Source organism: Gilliamella sp. CG22, from assembly GCF_046635725.1.
Taxonomy (GTDB): Bacteria; Pseudomonadota; Gammaproteobacteria; order Enterobacterales; family Orbaceae; genus Gilliamella; species Gilliamella apicola_I.
On record NZ_JBIDFK010000003.1, the window covers coordinates 62165 to 80073 of the forward strand.

General features: G+C 37.2%; 13 protein-coding genes. 2 read left to right on the forward strand and 11 right to left on the reverse strand.

Annotated elements, in window-relative coordinates; genetic code table 11:
• Window positions 1–35 precede the first annotated feature (35 nt).
• The 4 genes from ACGH46_RS03510 to gss all read right to left on the reverse strand — a co-directional run bounded on the left by ACGH46_RS03510 (window position 36) and on the right by gss (window position 9252).
• The gene (locus tag ACGH46_RS03510; protein ID WP_411604200.1) at window positions 36–2723 is read right to left on the reverse strand and encodes a putative virulence factor; all 2688 of its coding nucleotides are present in this window, start codon (window positions 2721–2723) and stop codon (window positions 36–38) included.
• Window positions 2720–5746 carry a virulence factor SrfB gene (locus ACGH46_RS03515; RefSeq protein ID WP_411604202.1) on the reverse strand — a complete coding sequence of 1009 codons (3027 nt, stop codon included), beginning with the start codon at window positions 5744–5746 and terminating at the stop codon, window positions 2720–2722. Before ACGH46_RS03515 ends, ACGH46_RS03510 begins: the two co-directional genes overlap by 4 nt.
• A gap of 8 nt (window positions 5747–5754) precedes the next feature.
• Window positions 5755–7227, reverse strand: coding sequence for an SrfA family protein (locus tag ACGH46_RS03520; RefSeq protein WP_411604205.1), 1473 nt, complete (start codon window positions 7225–7227; stop codon window positions 5755–5757).
• 150 nt (window positions 7228–7377) lie between these two features.
• Window positions 7378–9252: a bifunctional glutathionylspermidine amidase/synthase gene (gene gss, locus ACGH46_RS03525; protein WP_411604208.1), complete on the reverse strand. Its 1875-nt coding sequence runs from the start codon at window positions 9250–9252 to the stop codon at window positions 7378–7380.
• Between the two features lie 198 nt (window positions 9253–9450).
• Here gss and ybeD point away from each other — a divergent pair, with 198 nt between their 5' ends.
• Both ybeD and ACGH46_RS03535 read left to right on the forward strand, forming a co-directional pair.
• Window positions 9451–9720, forward strand: coding sequence for a DUF493 family protein YbeD (ybeD, locus tag ACGH46_RS03530; RefSeq protein ID WP_065558632.1), 270 nt, complete (start codon window positions 9451–9453; stop codon window positions 9718–9720).
• Window positions 9721–9783: 63 nt separating this feature from the next.
• A complete protein-coding gene (locus tag ACGH46_RS03535) occupies window positions 9784–11061 on the forward strand; it encodes a bifunctional O-acetylhomoserine aminocarboxypropyltransferase/cysteine synthase (protein WP_411589655.1) in 1278 nt (425 codons plus the stop codon).
• A 57-nt stretch (window positions 11062–11118) separates the two neighbouring features.
• Here ACGH46_RS03535 and adk read toward each other — a convergent pair whose 3' ends face one another.
• The 7 genes from adk to ispG are packed head-to-tail and all read right to left on the reverse strand — an operon-like array spanning window position 11119 to window position 17901.
• Window positions 11119–11763: an adenylate kinase gene (adk, locus tag ACGH46_RS03540; RefSeq protein ID WP_411604211.1), complete on the reverse strand. Its 645-nt coding sequence runs from the start codon at window positions 11761–11763 to the stop codon at window positions 11119–11121.
• 37 nt (window positions 11764–11800) lie between these two features.
• Complete coding sequence (locus ACGH46_RS03545; RefSeq protein WP_267358849.1) at window positions 11801–12052, reverse strand: zinc-ribbon domain-containing protein; 252 nt, start codon at window positions 12050–12052, stop codon at window positions 11801–11803.
• Between the two features lie 3 nt (window positions 12053–12055).
• Window positions 12056–13525: a ribosome biogenesis GTPase Der gene (gene der, locus ACGH46_RS03550; RefSeq protein ID WP_411604213.1), complete on the reverse strand. Its 1470-nt coding sequence runs from the start codon at window positions 13523–13525 to the stop codon at window positions 12056–12058.
• A gap of 9 nt (window positions 13526–13534) precedes the next feature.
• On the reverse strand, window positions 13535–14716 hold the full coding sequence (gene bamB / locus ACGH46_RS03555; protein WP_267379753.1) for an outer membrane protein assembly factor BamB: 1182 nt from the start codon (window positions 14714–14716) through the stop codon (window positions 13535–13537).
• 26 nt (window positions 14717–14742) lie between these two features.
• On the reverse strand, window positions 14743–15465 hold the full coding sequence (locus tag ACGH46_RS03560) for a YfgM family protein (RefSeq protein WP_267358855.1): 723 nt from the start codon (window positions 15463–15465) through the stop codon (window positions 14743–14745).
• A 24-nt stretch (window positions 15466–15489) separates the two neighbouring features.
• Window positions 15490–16767: a histidine--tRNA ligase gene (gene hisS, locus ACGH46_RS03565; protein WP_411604216.1), complete on the reverse strand. Its 1278-nt coding sequence runs from the start codon at window positions 16765–16767 to the stop codon at window positions 15490–15492.
• Between the two features lie 24 nt (window positions 16768–16791).
• Window positions 16792–17901 carry a flavodoxin-dependent (E)-4-hydroxy-3-methylbut-2-enyl-diphosphate synthase gene (gene ispG / locus ACGH46_RS03570; RefSeq protein WP_411604219.1) on the reverse strand — a complete coding sequence of 370 codons (1110 nt, stop codon included), beginning with the start codon at window positions 17899–17901 and terminating at the stop codon, window positions 16792–16794.
• Between the last annotated feature and the right edge of the window lie 8 nt (window positions 17902–17909).

The following is a 17909-nucleotide window of genomic DNA, read 5'->3' on the forward strand; positions in this document are numbered from 1 at the left end:
TCTATCCTGTCACTTCACTTTGTTATTGCATTAATTTACAAGAAATCATCCAATTTAATTTGTGATTGTTTAAAACATGCCAAAATCTCACCCAGACGACTATTTTGTTCCTGACTTATTTCCCGTCCGGCATGATGTCCGACATTTTCTTGTGCAAGCGTAGCAAAAGCTATAAACCAATCAAATATCGCAAATTGAGAATAATTTTTAGTATTATTATCCAATTTTGGCAACTGGTGAGATGATTGCATAACAAACTCATTTAACGGTGATGCAAATATACGCTTGCCATGATTAACACGACTCATTGGAATGTTATCCAACTGACCTTCAATAAAACCTAACCACGCAATATAATCAGATAATTGAGTATGAATTGTACTTATCTGTCTTGATTCAAGATCATCACGTTTACTGCCAGTATTTTCGTTATTTAAGATTTTTTCGGTTAAATTTTGTTCAATCTTCAAACGATTGGCTCCTGTAATAAGCTCTTCAACAATAAAAGATAATGATTTTTGGCTTAAACCAAAAAACTGTAAAATATGCTGATCCAGCACGATATTTCTTAAGTGCTCTAACCAAGTTGTAAAAACACTCTTAGCAAATTTAGATTCAGTCGGCAAAGTCACTGCTGGCTTACTGGTTAAATTGCTATTCATGTCCGAAAAAAGGTCAAATTCAGTATTAAAGCCAAAATCATTGGATAAATTGCCGACTAAATTATCATCATTATCTTTAGCTATCTGGTTTTCTACATGGTTGGAATGATACAAAGCTCGAATTGTTTGATCCGGCAATTCTAAAGTTTTGAGTAATTCACCTAATAACAATGCTTTACCCTGCAACTCTTTCACCACATCTGCGATAACGTGTTTTTTCTTACCAAGTTCTTCATCACTACCAGCTTGGTACCACGTATCAAAACGCATATTTGTGATGTAATCAATTTTTTCATTTAATTGCTCAACAATACGTTGTTGTTTTACTTCAGTAATCGCTACTTTTTCTAAATATTGACTAATTCGACCTATACCGCCATCGTTAAGTTTAAGCATGGCATCCCACGCTTCTTTTGGTTGAGATACATATTCTTGAACATCAACATTGTCGATAAAAGTCTTTTTTAATACGTCCATTTTAGTCTGATAATTCTCATTATGAGACAGTTCTTGGCGTGAAGAAGGATCGACATTTAAAAACGGTACATCAAAACCAGGTTTACGAACCAAATAAACATTGTTGAATTTCTGATTATTTGACCAATTCATTAGCCAATCATAACTTCCAAAACGTTCTAAAATAGTTTGTTGTAATAATCCACCTTTACCCCAACTATTTTTAAGATTATCTTCCGACAAGGTCAACGATGTACATATCCGTTTATCAAACATGGTAATCGCCCACAACAAGCCAACTTCTTTGGTTGCTCGCTTTTCAGGTGTTTCACCTTGTGTTTTACCGATCCACCGTTCAAGCACCGGCCCAACATCATTCACATCAGATTGCTTATCAGAAGGTGTACAAACCACTAATACATTCATCTCTTGGCTATCGGTATACTTTTCAAATAAGTAGGCAACTTTACCCCGTAATAATAGTTGAGAAATGGGATTACCTTCTTTAACATCTGAAATCGAGATTAAATTCAAGCGTCCTCGATATCCCGGAAAATCAAGCAAATCAACTTTTTCAAATGTTGAAACTCGCGTTTTGTTCACTAATGGAAAAATTAATTCCGCTGTTAAAAAAGCCAGTTGCGCCAAAGATAAATCCGTTGGTTTACCGTTAATAGGCGTTATCGTAACCGATGAATCTTTATCGGTGTTTAATCGCTCTAAGATGTCTACATTCATAATACTGTCAATTTGCGATTTAGTACCATTTTGCTCTTTAATCAAAACAGTTAACGGCGCATACACAGTTTCAGCATGATGTAAACGAGATAACGTATTAGCAAGCTGAATATAGATTGTTGTTAGCTCTGCAATTCCACCCCATAATACCGCAAACAGCTCGCCTCGTTCAGAAACAGATAGATAAGGAAGTAAATGTACTGCTTTTTCCCAATATCCCCCTTTTAATCCTTCTAAAGCGTTGCCGAAATTTTCAGACAAATAATCGTAAAGTTCAACGATATCATCTTCCGATATACCGCCGACATAACTGGTTTGTTTTTTATTTTCCAACCGTTGGATTAACTGATTTAATTGTGAAAATTCAATTTTATTAGAGACTTTTTGCTGGTCAAAATCTTTAAAAAAAGCATTAATTAATATTTTGACAATTTCTATCTCTCTAAACAATTTTAACTCTAACGGATAGTTGGCAATTCCACCCTTAGCGGTTCGACTAAAACGCGTGACTAAACCTGTCGCTTCTTTACCACTTCCTACCGGATTGACATGATCGATAAAATCTAAAATTTGGTTATCGACAACCGTTTCAAGTTTGCCATTATCTCCTGCGGCAAGTGCCGAAATCAGGTATGATTTTCCTGCTTGAGAAAGTCCAAAAAAACCGACCGCAACCGATTTGGTAGAGACCTCACCTAATCGTTTAGCGCTATTACGCAAACGGCGTAAATCAAGAATTAAATTATCTGCTTCACTATTTAAACGTTTGGATGAATGACGTGTTTGATTAACCCATTCAATTGCTTCTGCTGATGCATGGTAAACGTGTTCCCAAGATTTAGGCAGTTGTTCATTTATGTTATTCATCGTTTTATCATTCCACTATCAAGCCAATATTGGGTACTGATTAAACCGGAGTTAACCATTGTATTTAAACTCAGTTTAACATCTTGGTTTTTATTGCAAGCTCGTCCATCAGATGCTTTTATGTCTTTAATATAAAAATTCTCGACCATTTTTTGCCTATTTTTAATACCTAAGGTCACTTCAAGTACCACGCCTTGAGCACTTAAACGCCGAGCAACATCGCCGTTTTCAATGGTCAAAATATAGATCGGAGAAGCCGGCCAGCGATCAACTTCAAGTTGTTTAAAACCTAGCCGTGTTGTACCTCGTATTTCAAAAGATAGATCAGGAAAATCATAATCAGGATCATCTAAATTTATATCTCGGTAATAGACATTTTCATTTTTAATCATGTTTAAATTATCCAACAATCCAATGTATTTGACTGTTGAATAAAGATCCATATTTGTTGATCTAAAATAGAAATTAGGTAGCCTTAAATTCTTACTTAAGAAGCAAAGCATAGCGCCTACAGCAGCGGTGGTTTTAGGATCATCAATGCGTTCTTGTTTATGGAATGGATACCATCCGCCCGTATAATAACCATGGAGTGGCAAGATTCGCCCTGCAGGGATAGACAAACGAGATCGAAAATAACTTTGAATACCCGGTAAGCGTGAAGGGCGTCCAGTTAATAACAGCACATCACATTGATAACAACTGATGATTTCGGACAATGCGTCAAACGTTTTACAAATATTGTAATAATCACCACGTATAAACAGGTAATGAATTCGTTTGAGATTAATCTCAATATTCAAATTAAGTACTGAAAAGTCAGGATTATTTAATGAACGCTTGATTGGCTCATTAATAAAATTCAGCACACTATCAGTCATAACATGATGCTCTAATAATTCTTTAAAACTTGCACTAAATACCTGCTGTTCACTATGTAAAGGATCGTAAAGTTCATACTCTTTCAAGATTCGCAAACCTATCGGCGTAAACAGTTGTAATGTCAGTTGTTGACGTAAAACCGCATCTTGAATAGAAAGTTGTTGTGAACCAATAATCGTTGACAAGATTGGGCTTGGATCAGCAAGTCCTGCCTGCTTTAAGCCGTTGGTTAACGAGGTTAAAACAATATCTTGAATAATATCAAGTAAAATATCATCACCCGCTACTTTAAAACCATCACGAAAACGCTGACTTGGAACAATATAGGCATTACTACTGTTTTGTTGCCCGTTTGCACCATAATCTAAATGGTAATCGTTGATGACTAAATCGGTTGTACCCCCACCGATATCCACCGTCGCAATGGTAACTTTTTGCTTATTGGTTTTGTCAGGTCGAACAATTGAAGCAATAAATTCTTCACTACGTCCGTTAAAATTATTTTGTGTTTCATTGAAAAGATAAACTACTTGACCACAGGTTGCTTCATCCCATTGAATATAAACTTCCGGTATGTTTGGCCAAATATGTTTAAGTTCTTCCGGATGAGTAAAATCAATATTATCATCCGAATTATCCCAACCTAAACTTTTCCAAACAAGTCCAATAGCTTGATACACACAACTTTTAAATATCGCTTGTTCGGGTTTTGGCATAGCGGGCGGAATCGTTAAGATAATTGAACGTAAATTACGTGGCGTTTTAGCATGTTCAAGTTTATTACGTTGCGCAACGCTATTAATCTGCATCAAAGCATGCATCAATACTTCGCATAACATAAACGTCATGAGCGAACTACGTGAATATTTAGGGTGGAATACCGGTATTTTACGATCATATTCTTCTTGAATATTGTTATTAAGAATATGTAGGGCTTCACCATATTCATTAATTAAATTTGAAAAGGGCTCTGCCGTTGCAAAAGGTTCATGATCGCTTTTTACATAATAAGAGTTAAAACGCCAACCTTGTTCGTACTTATCTTGATCCCATAAATAACGTTTTGGACTTGAAAGCCCGGTTGCACCTTCGTTGCCTTCACGGCGACTAGCTAAGCGGCTTGCTTCTTTACCGACACGAACAATACTAGGCCAACGGAAGGTATCTCGTCGACCACTCTGTAGCGAAAAGTGTTCTTTACCAAAAAAGGTTTGTGCAAATTCAACTCGACTTTCAAATGGTTCGTTATAGATATATTCAGGTCTGGTTAGATCGCGTATCTCCAATTCATAGCGATGATTAAGACTGTCTTTATCTTGAACATGATCTTCAATCAAAATGCCACAAGTTCGTGAATTACCCACATCTAAAATCATATCGACAGGAATCGATTTCACAATATCATTTTTATTGTTAGAAACAATTTTAATGGTTGGTAGATTTAATGTTTCACCGAGCAAATTAATGATATTAAGATAGTGCCCATAATAAGCCTTATTATTCATTTCTTGCTGGATATCATCCTTATGCATCTTTAAACGTTCAGGTTGCTGCGCTAATTCTTCAAACAGATCGATTAACCAACTGGAAATCCATTTGAGTTCTAAAAACCATGACACATGATCAGAGCGGTGCGCCAGACTAAAAATCGCACCTGTCATTACGTCATTTTCAGTTGGAGCAAGATAAGCAACATCATCCAAATTAGTAAAGATTTTAGTGTCAAACGCAAATGTTATACGATGCGTATTACCATCGGGATCTTCACCCTGAGGAATACTGACAATTCTTACTCTGCTCCAGTTATGAGGACCTTTATCAAATCGTTCTGGAGGAATTGACCGTAAAACAGGAATCGGTAACCAAACACCGTCATACAATTTTAGGGATTGATCGACACTAATTTCTTGTGTGGGGGTAACCGCAAAAGTGGGGTTGTCAGGACTAAAAAATTGACCATTTTCGACATCTTCTAGTAATCGAATCAATGCACCACTTTCGGACGGATCAATAAAGCACCCATTCGCTTTATTGCGCCATTGGCTGTCTTTCCAATCTATTTTAAGTGCAAAATCAAGAAACTGAATACCACTGTTCATGATAAGTGTCACTTCTTGACCATAATTGCGTAATTCTGGAAGCATATACTACCCTATTGTTTTTTCATCGTTAACGGGAACGATGTACCATTATTATAATTTCCCTTACAATCAGTTTGATTGTTACTGTTTGTTGAGCACTCTATTTTCGGTAATTGATATTTTGTATTATCGCTACAAAGTGCTTCAGTATTGCTCTTTATACTTAAATTTGAGTTTTGAAAACCACTACCAACTTTACCGACACATTTCACACCATCACTACGAATTACCGTAACTTCACCATTTCCTTGATCAAAACTATAGTTTAAACGTAATGGTTTACCCGTTGATTTATCTTGGATTCCACCACCTACTGTCCATTGTCCATTAAGAAAATCCATAGAACCTTGCTTAATTGCATCTGGTGGTACACTTAAATTTTGGGATTGTGTAGCGTTATTGGTATCCATAGCTGCTGTGTTTTGATTCTGGTTTTCATTCTGATTAGTGTTATCAACATCAGAAGTCGTATCTGCATTATCAGGCGTTATGTCATGAATTGGCGGATTATCATCACCTGCACCATGACTATCGACAGGTAATGTGGTAGGCGTGTTGAGCGTATCAGTCACATCAATGTTACCTTCTGTAACAGTTGTACCAATTACGTCATTACGATTGTCAGTATTTAACACCGAATCATGATTTATGTTAGTACCCACCGATCTATGGATAACATTCACATCACGAATAGGATCCTCACCTTTTTTATCTTCTGGTTTTTTGTCCCGATCAGTCTCAACCGGTACATTCACCGCATTATCGACTGACAATGGCGGTGTAATTGATGATTCAGGGTGATAAAAGCACCCTCGTAATAAAAACAGTAGTAATAATAACAATAATAGTGGCAACAGCATTAATAACCACATCCACCAACGTTTCCACCAAGGACGTTTAGACGTTATCGGGGGGTCAATTTGTTCAGTAACATAAGGTGCTGTGCTTTCTGATTGTTCTAAACATTTGAAAGGTGATTGGGTTAGTTGAGTTTGTGGATTAATAAATCCCCAAAAAGTAATAACAGGCTTGCCATTAACGATATAAATATATTCATTGCTTGGAAACCGAATCGCCATAAGATTTGGTTCTTGGCTGTCCTCACGGTGATTAGGATCATAAATTAGGCGGCTAAATAGCAATTGATCGCCTTCAAGGTTTGGATTATTAGCTAATTGTTTGCCTAGCTCAACTACCTTTTGTTCAAATGCTGCCAACAATTGAAGCGCTGATTGCTGTTCTGATTCGCTGGCAGATGACCAAGGCACAATATCATATTGAGCCGAATCAAAAGGAATATACCAATCAACCCTATTTCCTTGATCATTACGTTGTGGAATGGCTAAATAGTCGGCATATTGTTTACCTATTTTTACTCTGAACATTTCACGAATTTGGGTTGCCACTAGGTAAGCAGCTTTACCGTCATGCCCAAGCATTTTAAAATCTTTAATATCACCAGTTCTAAGTAGTGTATTTGCCATACTGACCTTTCCATTCCATTATCATATGATATTTTTGTAATCTTTTAATTCTAACAGAAAAATCCAGCTGTTGTAATTGTTATCTATAGGATAAGTTAAGATTTTTTTACTTTATTTTTTACATACTGCAAAATTACCTTACCATAATAGTCATTTTAAAAACATATCATCAGTCAATACTCGTAATGGTTGCATATCACTATCTCCCCGAATGACTAAGGATGGATCAGAACGTAAACACGTTCCCCCATAATGTCCGCCGACAGTGAAAGTACAGATTTGCAAATAACGATCATCGACTTTCGGTAAACACCACAATTCTTGATAGATGTTTTCTTGTTTAGCAAATTTACCGACAGTTTTCCCCAAAATGGTTTCTTTGCTGCTGACTAATTGAATATCACTCCCCCGACGCCCTGCAATCGGCTTAACGGCATACCCCTTTTTCTCTAAACTTTTATTAAGTTCGAATGTAGACTCTAATAAATAACGATGATTAGGAAATAGAGACCACAGCACCGGTAAAATCGCTTTATTGCTTGGAATAACTGTCCATAAAGGTTCAAATACAGTAACTTCGGGACGTAAAAGAACGTCTATCAACCTTACCGCATTTTCTGGATGCCAAGTCCGGATTGGTAATCCAGCTATTTGGGCTTCACTTTCTTGACGAAGTTGTTCTAATACGGTTTCCCATGCCCATGTTTTCCAGACACAGGTTACTTGACGATCTTCATCATCAACTAATCGACCGCGTTTATCCCATTTTAAGCCGCTCAAACCTCGTAAAATTTTGCTCTTAAATCCTGCTTGTGTTAGGGCTTTTTGCATAAATAAAGCATGATAATTTTCCTCATTATCATTATCTTGCATAATATGGATAAAAGCTTGTGCATCGCTATGCTTCCAACAACTCGCTAATGCGTTAAGCAACCCAGCACTAGGGTTTACGCCAACATTTAGCCCAGCTTGTATTGCCCAATTTTGTAGTATCTGTCCAGCTTCAGTATGACACGATGCCGAATCAGCATTATATTCATAAACTTTAAAGCCTCGTTCATCCATGCAAAAGTCTAGCCGACCGGTTATCATTTGATAACGTCGTTGTTGCCATGACAGTCGCAAACGTGGCCATAAAATTTCGGGGATATTAAAATTCATCAGCAAGTTATCATCTTTTAGTACTCTATCGGTTGCATGTAAATACATAAGATGTAACTCATTGGTCGCTCGAATAAGTTCTTGCTCGGCACTTTCAGAAATAGTGAAATATCGGTAGTGATCATCATGACTAATTGCATGCCCTGCCGCTTGGATATAAGCATTTTCTAAACTATCTTGCTCATTAAGCCAGTTAATATCAAATTGACCTTGATTTTCAATATGTTGACTATGAATAGCCAGTAAAGGCGCCGGTACGGTTGGTTGTGGTAGACTATATTGTGTATTTTCGGTTTGAATCATCCAACCTAATATGGTGGTATCGTCAAACGTATCATGTAACAAATAACCATCGTCGGTGACCGTCATCCTCAATTCACGAGTCCAATGTTGACCAATTGGTAATCGGGTATGAATAACATTTTGTTCAGCTATCCGAACTTTATCTTCAAAGACTTCGGTAATAATAGCAACATGACCCGTTCTATCGAAAACACCACCATCATCCCAAATAAGTAATGCGCCAGCTTCAGGTTTTTTCTTACCACCATTAGCAAAAGCTTGTAAAGGCAATATCGCTTCATTGATGACTTGTCTTAAGACACGAAGTGAAAAAATTTCATGAGCCATGCCGACATCAGTAAACACAATACCGTAATTAAGAAATAAAAAACGCCTTGCAAATTCAACGCATTGCCATTTATATCCCATATATTCATGACCGGAATAACTTCTAAAAGAGGCATCATCAGGGTATTGAGTTGGGTCTAATGTTTCATAATCAGAAGAGTAAATGGCAACGCCACCTGGGGCATAACCTAACAATGTACCAAAAGGTTCTCTATCATCGGAGTGTGCTAACATATTTTTCAACCTTTTTTATAATTTATAGGATAATGCTAACTAAGCTGTGATAAAATTAATCTATCATAGATCAATTTGAATACTTTAAGAAGCGAAGTTTATGCTTGATCACTTGAAGAACATCAAAGCGCCTATATATGACTGTTATTCCTGGTAGTAATACCCCAAACATACCGATTACGTGAGAAACATAAAATTATGCAACAGAAAACAAATTTAAAAGAATTATTAGATTTTCCTTGTTCTTTTACTTATAAAGTCATGGGAGAAGCTAAACCAGAACTGGTTGATAAAGTCGTGTCCGTTATCCAACGTCACGCACCGGGTGATTACAGTCCGTCAATCAAACCTAGCAGTAAAGGGAATTATCATTCTGTGTCGATTACTATCAATGCAACACACATTGATCAGATTGAAAATTTATATAAAGAATTAGGTGAAATAGATATTGTAAGAATGGTTTTATAACACTTTACTTTTTCATCAATTTTTGTACAAAATAGAGCCTTGTTATTCCGACGAGGCTCAATCATGAAACCAGAAACCATTGCACTTCACACAGGTTATACCCCTGAACCCACTACTCATGCTGTTGCTGTTCCCATTTATCAAACAACCTCTTATGCTTTTGATGATACACAGCATGGCGCAGATTTATTTGATTTAAAAGTCGCTGGCAATATTTATACCCGTATTACCAACCCAACTAACGCCGTACTCGAAGCTCGAGTCGCTGCGCTTGAAGGTGGTATTGGTGCTTTAGCTGTTGCATCGGGCATGGCGGCTATCACTTATGCTATTCAAGCAATTACCTTTGCTGGCGAAAATATTGTATCTGTTTCGCAATTATATGGCGGCACTTATAATTTATTTGCCCATACCTTACCTAATTTTGGTATTACAACCAAGTTTGCTCCTCATAACGATTTAGTGGCTATAGAACAGCAAATTGATGACAAAACCAAGGCAATATATTGCGAAAGTATTGGCAATCCTGCAGGTAATATTGTTAATTTAAGCCAACTTGCCGACATCGCACATCGGCATGGTATTCCGTTAATTGTCGACAATACCGTCGCCAGTCCTGCACTTTGCAGACCATTTGAATTTGGTGCTGATATTGTCGTGCATTCATTAACTAAATATATTGGTGGGCATGGTAATAGTCTTGGAGGAATCATCGTTGATTCAGGACGGTTTCCATGGAAAAAATATGCGGATAGATATCCAATGCTTAATCAACCAGATCCATCTTATCATGGTGTCTCTTATACGGATACCTTTGGTGATGCGGCTTACATTGCACGTTGTCGAGTAATCCCTTTACGCAATATGGGCGCTGCACTATCGCCATTTAATACTTTTTTGATACTACAAGGGCTTGAAACCCTTTCTTTGCGCATGGAACGCCACTGTCAAAATGCACTCAACGTTGCAAATTATCTAATCTCACACCCACAAGTTGAATGGGTTAACTATGCTGGTCTTAGCAATCATCCTGAACATGATTTAGCGGTAAAACAGATGGATAATCATTTACCTGCTGGCATTTTATCGTTTGGTATTAAAGGTGGAAAATCTGCAGGTGCTAAATTTATTGATGCACTAAAATTAATTATTCGTCTGGTCAATATAGGCGATACACGCTCATTAGCTTGTCACCCTGCATCAACTACGCATAGGCAACTTAATAATGAAGAACTGAAAAAGGCAGGAGTAAGCCAAGAAATGATTCGTTTGTCTATTGGGATAGAACATATTGATGATATTATTTCTGATTTAGCACAGGCATTAAAAGCGACACTATAATCAAATTCAAAAAGCCAGATAACAAATGTATAACTGGCTTTTTTAACAATCGATTAATTAATCTAAGATTTTAACAAGTTCGTTTGTCACATCAGATACAGATTGGGTACCATCAATGCGGTAGTATTTTGCACGACCTTCTTTCGCTTCATGTTGATAGTAATCAATTAAAGGTTTAGTTAATTGATGATATTCAACAAGGCGTTTACGGACTATCTCTTCATCATCATCTTTGCGAGTTGTTAAAGGTTCACCCGTAATATCGTCAACATTTTCTAATTTTGGTGGATTATGACGGACATGATAAACTCGTCCCGATGGCGCATGAATTCGGCGTCCACTCATTCGATCAATGATAACAGAATCAGGCACATCAAATTCAAGTATATAGTCAACATTAATACCTGCTGATTTCATAGCATCAGCTTGGGGTACAGTTCGAGGGAATCCGTCTAATAAAAACCCATTTGCACAATCATCTTGTGCAATACGTTCTTTCACTAATGCAATCACAAGTTCATCAGTAACAAGTTTACCGGCATCCATTAATTCTTTAGCCTGTTGACCAAGTGGCGTACCTGCTTTCACTGCTGCACGTAACATATCGCCGGTTGAAATTTGAGGAATACCATATTTTTTCATAATGAATTGTGCTTGAGTTCCTTTTCCCGCACCTGGTGCACCTAATAAAATAATACGCATGAAATAACCTCTTATGGTTTTTATATAGATAGATTTTCTATTCTGGTAAATATTGAAATATCACTTTACTGCTGGAAATTAATCCATCAGTTTGACAAATATAATTTATGGCACCACAGCCTTTGATCATTTGAGCAGGTTGATGACAAGTGGGGCAAATATAGTGTTCGATAAAATGTTGTTTGCAGTGAGCACAAACGTAATGCTGGGCAGACATAACATCCATTTTATGATGACATTTAGGGCACAAGCCTTCTTGACTTTGCCCTGCTATATTTTTTTTTGACATAAACTATTTACGACCTCTAACGTGTTTCATCAATCGACGTCGTTTACGTTGTTGTGATGCCGTTAAACTATTTTTTCGACCTTCAAAAGGATTCGCCCCTTCTTTAAATTGAATTCGAATCGGCGTTCCCATAATTTTTAATGAGCGTCTAAAATAGTTCATTAAATATCGTTTATAAGAATCGGGAAGATCTTCAACTTGATTTCCGTGAACAACCACAATAGGTGGATTGTAGCCTCCAGCATGGGCATATTTGAGTTTTACTCGACGTCCACGAACGAGAGGTGGTTGGTGATCGTCTTGTGCCATTTGCATAATTTTGGTTAATAATGCAGTATTTACCCGACGGGTTGCACATTCATAAGCTTCTTGAATTGAATCGAATAAATTACCCACACCACTACCATGTAAAGCCGAAATAAAATGCAAACGGGCAAAATCAATAAAATCAAGTCGGTCATCTAGTGTTGCTTTAACTTGCTCTTTGATGTCTTGTGATAACCCATCCCATTTATTGACAGCAATAACAAGTGAACGCCCACTATTGATGATAAAGCCGAGTAATGATAAATCCTGATCTGAGATACCTTCTCTGGCATCAATCACCAATATGACAACATTTGCATCTTCAATCGCTTGTAATGTTTTAATCACTGAAAACTTTTCGACAGTTTGCGTTACCTTACCACGTTTACGCACCCCTGCCGTATCAATTAAAACATATTCTCGTTCGTCACGAGTCATTGGTATATAGATACTATCTCGAGTTGTACCTGGCATATCATAAACCACAACCCGTTCTTCACCTAAAATTCGGTTAGTTAGTGTTGACTTACCTACATTTGGACGCCCGACAATAGCCACTTTAATCGGTTGATTAATCAGTGATTCAACATCATCTTCGTCAACATCGTCATAAGATTCTGATAAATCTGGTGGCAATTGGTCTTCATTAAAGTCATCTTCATCGTGATCTTTAAATTGAAAAATAGGTTCCAACGCCGTTTCAATCAAAGAACTGACACCACGCCCATGACTTGCCGCTATGGGGTAGATATCGCCTAAACCTAATGAGTAAAAATCTGAGATAGCCGTATCAGCATCAATACCATCAATTTTATTGGCAACTAAAAAAGTGGCCTTTTGACGAGAACGCAAGTGTTTAGCGATCGCATGATCTGCCGGCATAGCACCCGCTCTTGCATCGACTAAAAACAGAACGATATCGGCTTCTTCGATAGCTTGTAAGGATTGGTCAGCCATAAAGCTTTCAACCCCTTCTTCAGTGCCATCAATTCCACCCGTATCAATTACAATATATTCATGGCCCTTGATTTCAGCTCGTCCATACTTACGATCACGGGTTAATCCAGGAAAATCTGCGACTAACGCATCACGTGTTCTTGTTAACCGATTAAATAAAGTTGATTTTCCAACATTTGGACGACCAACTAGTGCTACAACAGGTACCATGTTTATTCTCTAATTACTTAAATTTTTTGTGAAAGCGTAAATATCACCATTTTTGACTTGAACAATCAGTTTATTGTCAACCACCAATGGTTTAGCGATTATTCCGCTACTACTTACTTCTATTTTATTTACAAGTTCACCTGTTTCAGCATTTAACCAATACAGGTAACCTTCAAAATCACCAAATACGACATAATCTTGATAAATGACTGGATCAGTCAATTGGCGGTGTGTAAAACTTGATTGCGTCCAAAGTACGCCACCTTCCGTTTTTGATAATGATTGAATATTATCATCTTGATCTACTACGTATAATCGATTTTTATCAACCGCAAAACTGTGTGTTGAACCTATTTTTTTACGCCATATGACTTCACCATTACTTAAATCCAGTGCAGCAACATAACCATTAAATCCAACAGAATAGACAGTATTTCCTTCAACTACAGGGGTTGAATCAACATCATTTAATTTTGCAATTTCTGTTGAACCAGTCGGTTGTGAAATACGTTGTTGCCAAATTAATTGACCATCATTAATGTAGTAAGCATTTACTCGACCATTATCATCACCAAAGATAGCTGCACCATGGGCAATGACTGGTGTTGAGTTACCTCTTAATGATAATGCCGGAACTTCAAAAGTCACTTCCCAAAGTTCGTCACCAGTTTCACGATTAAGCCCTTGTAATATACCATTAGCGGTATGAACCACTAATTTATCATCAGATGATACCGGGCGAGCAAGGACTTCTCCTTTAACTGATTTTTCCCAGACGACTTTTCCGTTTTGACGATCTAAAGCATAAACAACAGCACGTTCACTGCCAACATAAACATAATTTTCATCGGCACTTACACCACCAGAAAAGAGCGCTGTTTTACTACTGAAAAGTGTACTTTTAGATAAATCGACATTCCACAATGTATTACCCGTCGTTAAATCAACTGCTTTTACCTCTCCACTTCGGCTCGCTGCATAAATAACATTATCATAACTAGCAGGACCTAATAATGAATAAATACGAGTATTTCCTGCAGTACTGTTACGCCATAATTGGTGAATAGTAAATTGGTTACTGACTATAGGAGAAGGTGAAACTTGAATAACTTCTTCTTCTCCTCCAAATATCGAGCATCCAGCAAGTGAAAACATAAAAACACTGGTTAAAAAACATTTAGATAACTTCATTGTATAGACCCTTATAGCAGGATAAATTAATTTTTATTTTCTTCCGTTTCAGTCTTTGACTGATCCTCTTGCTCTGCTTTTTCTTCAGCAGTTTGTTTATCTTGTTCAACTGTTTGTTTAGCTTGTAAATATTCAGCTTGATTTAGTTTAATTTTAATATTTGGCTCTGAACTTATCATTGCCGCTGATTTTAGCGCAATTTTATAAGCATCTACCGCCTCAGCATAACGAGACATTTTGGTTAATATATCGCCCCGTATTTCGTTAATCACTGGTTCCCAAGCTTCATTGTTAACTTTATCTAACGTTGCTAAACTTTCTTGGTATTGGTTTTGTTGATACTGCACACGTGCAATACGAATATTAATAACGGATTTTACCGGTTCCGCTTTTGTTTTAGATAAAGCATCAGTCAATAATGCTTGAGCACCTGCATAATCTTTTGTTACTTCGATATAAAATTTAGCCGCAAAAAGATCAGCAAAAACGTTATAAACGCTATCACCCTCTTTTGCAAAAGCAACTAAATCATTTACGGATTCCGGTTTTGTCTGATCTAACTGTTTTACAAGTTGCTCATAACGATCTGACATTTGTTCCAATTTTTTAACTTGATTTGATTGATAGTAATTCCAACCATAATAAGCCAATAATCCGATGACAATAACGGCAACAATAATTTTCCACGTTTTCGCAAGAAACTCTTTTAAAGCCCACATTTGTTCTTCACTTGACGATTGATAACTCACGCTTATCTCCTATTTCCTTTAGATTTATATCATTGCCAAACAAGTTTGAACAATATCGCTTTGCGCGACTTCAGTTTGTTCACCTGTTTGTAAATTTTTGATAGTTACCGTTTGGTTCGCTAACTCGTTTTCACCAACAATAACCGCTATTTTAGCACCTAATTTATCTGCTTTGGCAAATTGTTTCTTAAAATTAGACGTTCCATAATTAGTCACAATTCGTTTATCAGGTAAACCGTCACGTAATAATTCAGCAACACATTGTGCTACTGAAATCGTGTTTTCTTCTCCCGAGGAGATCATATAAATATCAATCGAATTATCTCGATTTAATGAAGGATTGACAGCTTGAACAAGTAAAACTAATCGTTCAAGTCCCATAGCAAAACCAACAGCTGGCGTTGATTGACCACCTAACTGGCTCACTAATCCATCATAACGCCCCCCACCGCAGACAGTACCTTGAGCACCTAAGCTACTTGTTACCCATTCAAATACTGTACGATTGTAATAGTCTAATCCTCTTACTAATCTTTGATTAATATTGTATTTTATTCCTGCTTTATCCAGTAAACGACACAGGCCTTCAAAATGTTCTTTCGATTCCGCATCCAAATAATCAAATAGTTTTGGCGCTTGATTAAGTAATTCTTGTACAACTGGATTTTTCGAATCGAGTACACGTAATGGATTAGTATACATTCTACGTAAGCAGTCTTCATCCAATTTATCTTTATGTTGTTCAAGAAAATCAACGAGTGCTTGACGATAGTTCGCTCTAGCTTCAAGTGAGCCAATTGAATTTAATTCTAACGAAGTGTGATCCTGTATACCCAGTGCTTTCCAGAATCTTGCGGTTAATAAAATTAGTTCAGCATCAATATTAGGTCCTTCAAGCCCAAAAACTTCAACCCCAAATTGATGAAATTGGCGATAGCGACCTTTTTGCGGTTTTTCGTAACGAAATGCAGGCCCTAAATACCATAGACGTTGTTCTTGATTATAAAAAAGCCCATGCTCAATGCCCGCACGAACACAACCCGCAGTAATTTCGGGACGTAAAGTGATACTTTCATCATTACGGTCATTAAAAGTATACATCTCTTTTTCGACAATATCCGTCACTTCACCGACGGCTCTTTTAAATAGCGCAGTATCTTCAACAATGGGGGTTCTTATCTCATTATAGCCATAGCTATTTAGAACACCTTTAACAATTTTTTCAATTTGTTGCCAACTCGCACTATCTGTTGGGAGTAAGTCATTCATTCCCCGTATAGATTGGATTTTTTTCTCTGTCATTTATGTATTCGCTATCTAATAAAATTATAGTTCAGTTGCTGCAATTCTGTTTTTTAGTATTGATGCTTTAGCTCGAATTTTTGCTTCCAGTTCATCGATCATCTGTTCGTTATCAATACGACCAATACGTACACCATCTTCATAAAAGCCACTTTTATTATGACCGCCAGCAACACCCATCGTTGAAGCCAAAGCTTCACCTGGCCCATTAACAACACAACCAATAATCGATACATCCATTGGTGTAATGATATCTTCTAAACGTTGTTCTAACGTATTGACTGTATTAATGACATCAAACTCTTGTCTTGAACAGGTCGGACAAGCAATAAAGTTGATACCACGAGATCGAATTCTCAATGATTTTAATATATCAAAACCGACTTTAACTTCTTCAGTAGGATCAGCAGCTAAAGAGACACGCAATGTATCACCAATACCTTCAGATAATAACAAACCTAAACCTATTGCCGACTTAATTGCACCACTGCGAACGCCACCAGCTTCAGTGATCCCCAAATGTAGGGGTTGTTTTATCTGTTTAGCTAAAATTCGATAGGCATCCACCGCTGTAAATACATCTGACGCTTTCACACTCACTTTAAATTGGTCGAAATTGAGCCTATCCAAAATGTCAACATGACGCATCGCTGATTCTACGATTGCTTGTGGCGTAGGTTCGCCATATTTTTCTTGAATATCTTTTTCAAGTGATCCGGAATTAACCCCAATTCTTATTGGAATATTTTTATCTTTAGCACAATCAACAACTGCTCGAATTCTTGATTCATTACCGATATTTCCCGGATTAATTCTTAAACAATCCACGCCATATTCTGCTACTTTCAAAGCAATACGATAATCAAAGTGAATATCTGCAATAAGTGGCACTTTCGCTTGTTGTTTAATCAATTTAAACGCTTCTGCCGCATCCATTGTTGGAATCGACACACGAACAATGTCGACACCTACTCGCTCAAGTGCTTGAATCTGAGCAACAGTTTTTTCAACATCCGTCGTACGGGTATTCGTCATGGATTGAACGGCAATGGGCGCACCACCACCAATAGGTACACTGCCGACATAAATTCGGGTAGATTCTCGTCTGATTATCGGTGAATCCTGATGACTCATAACACGCC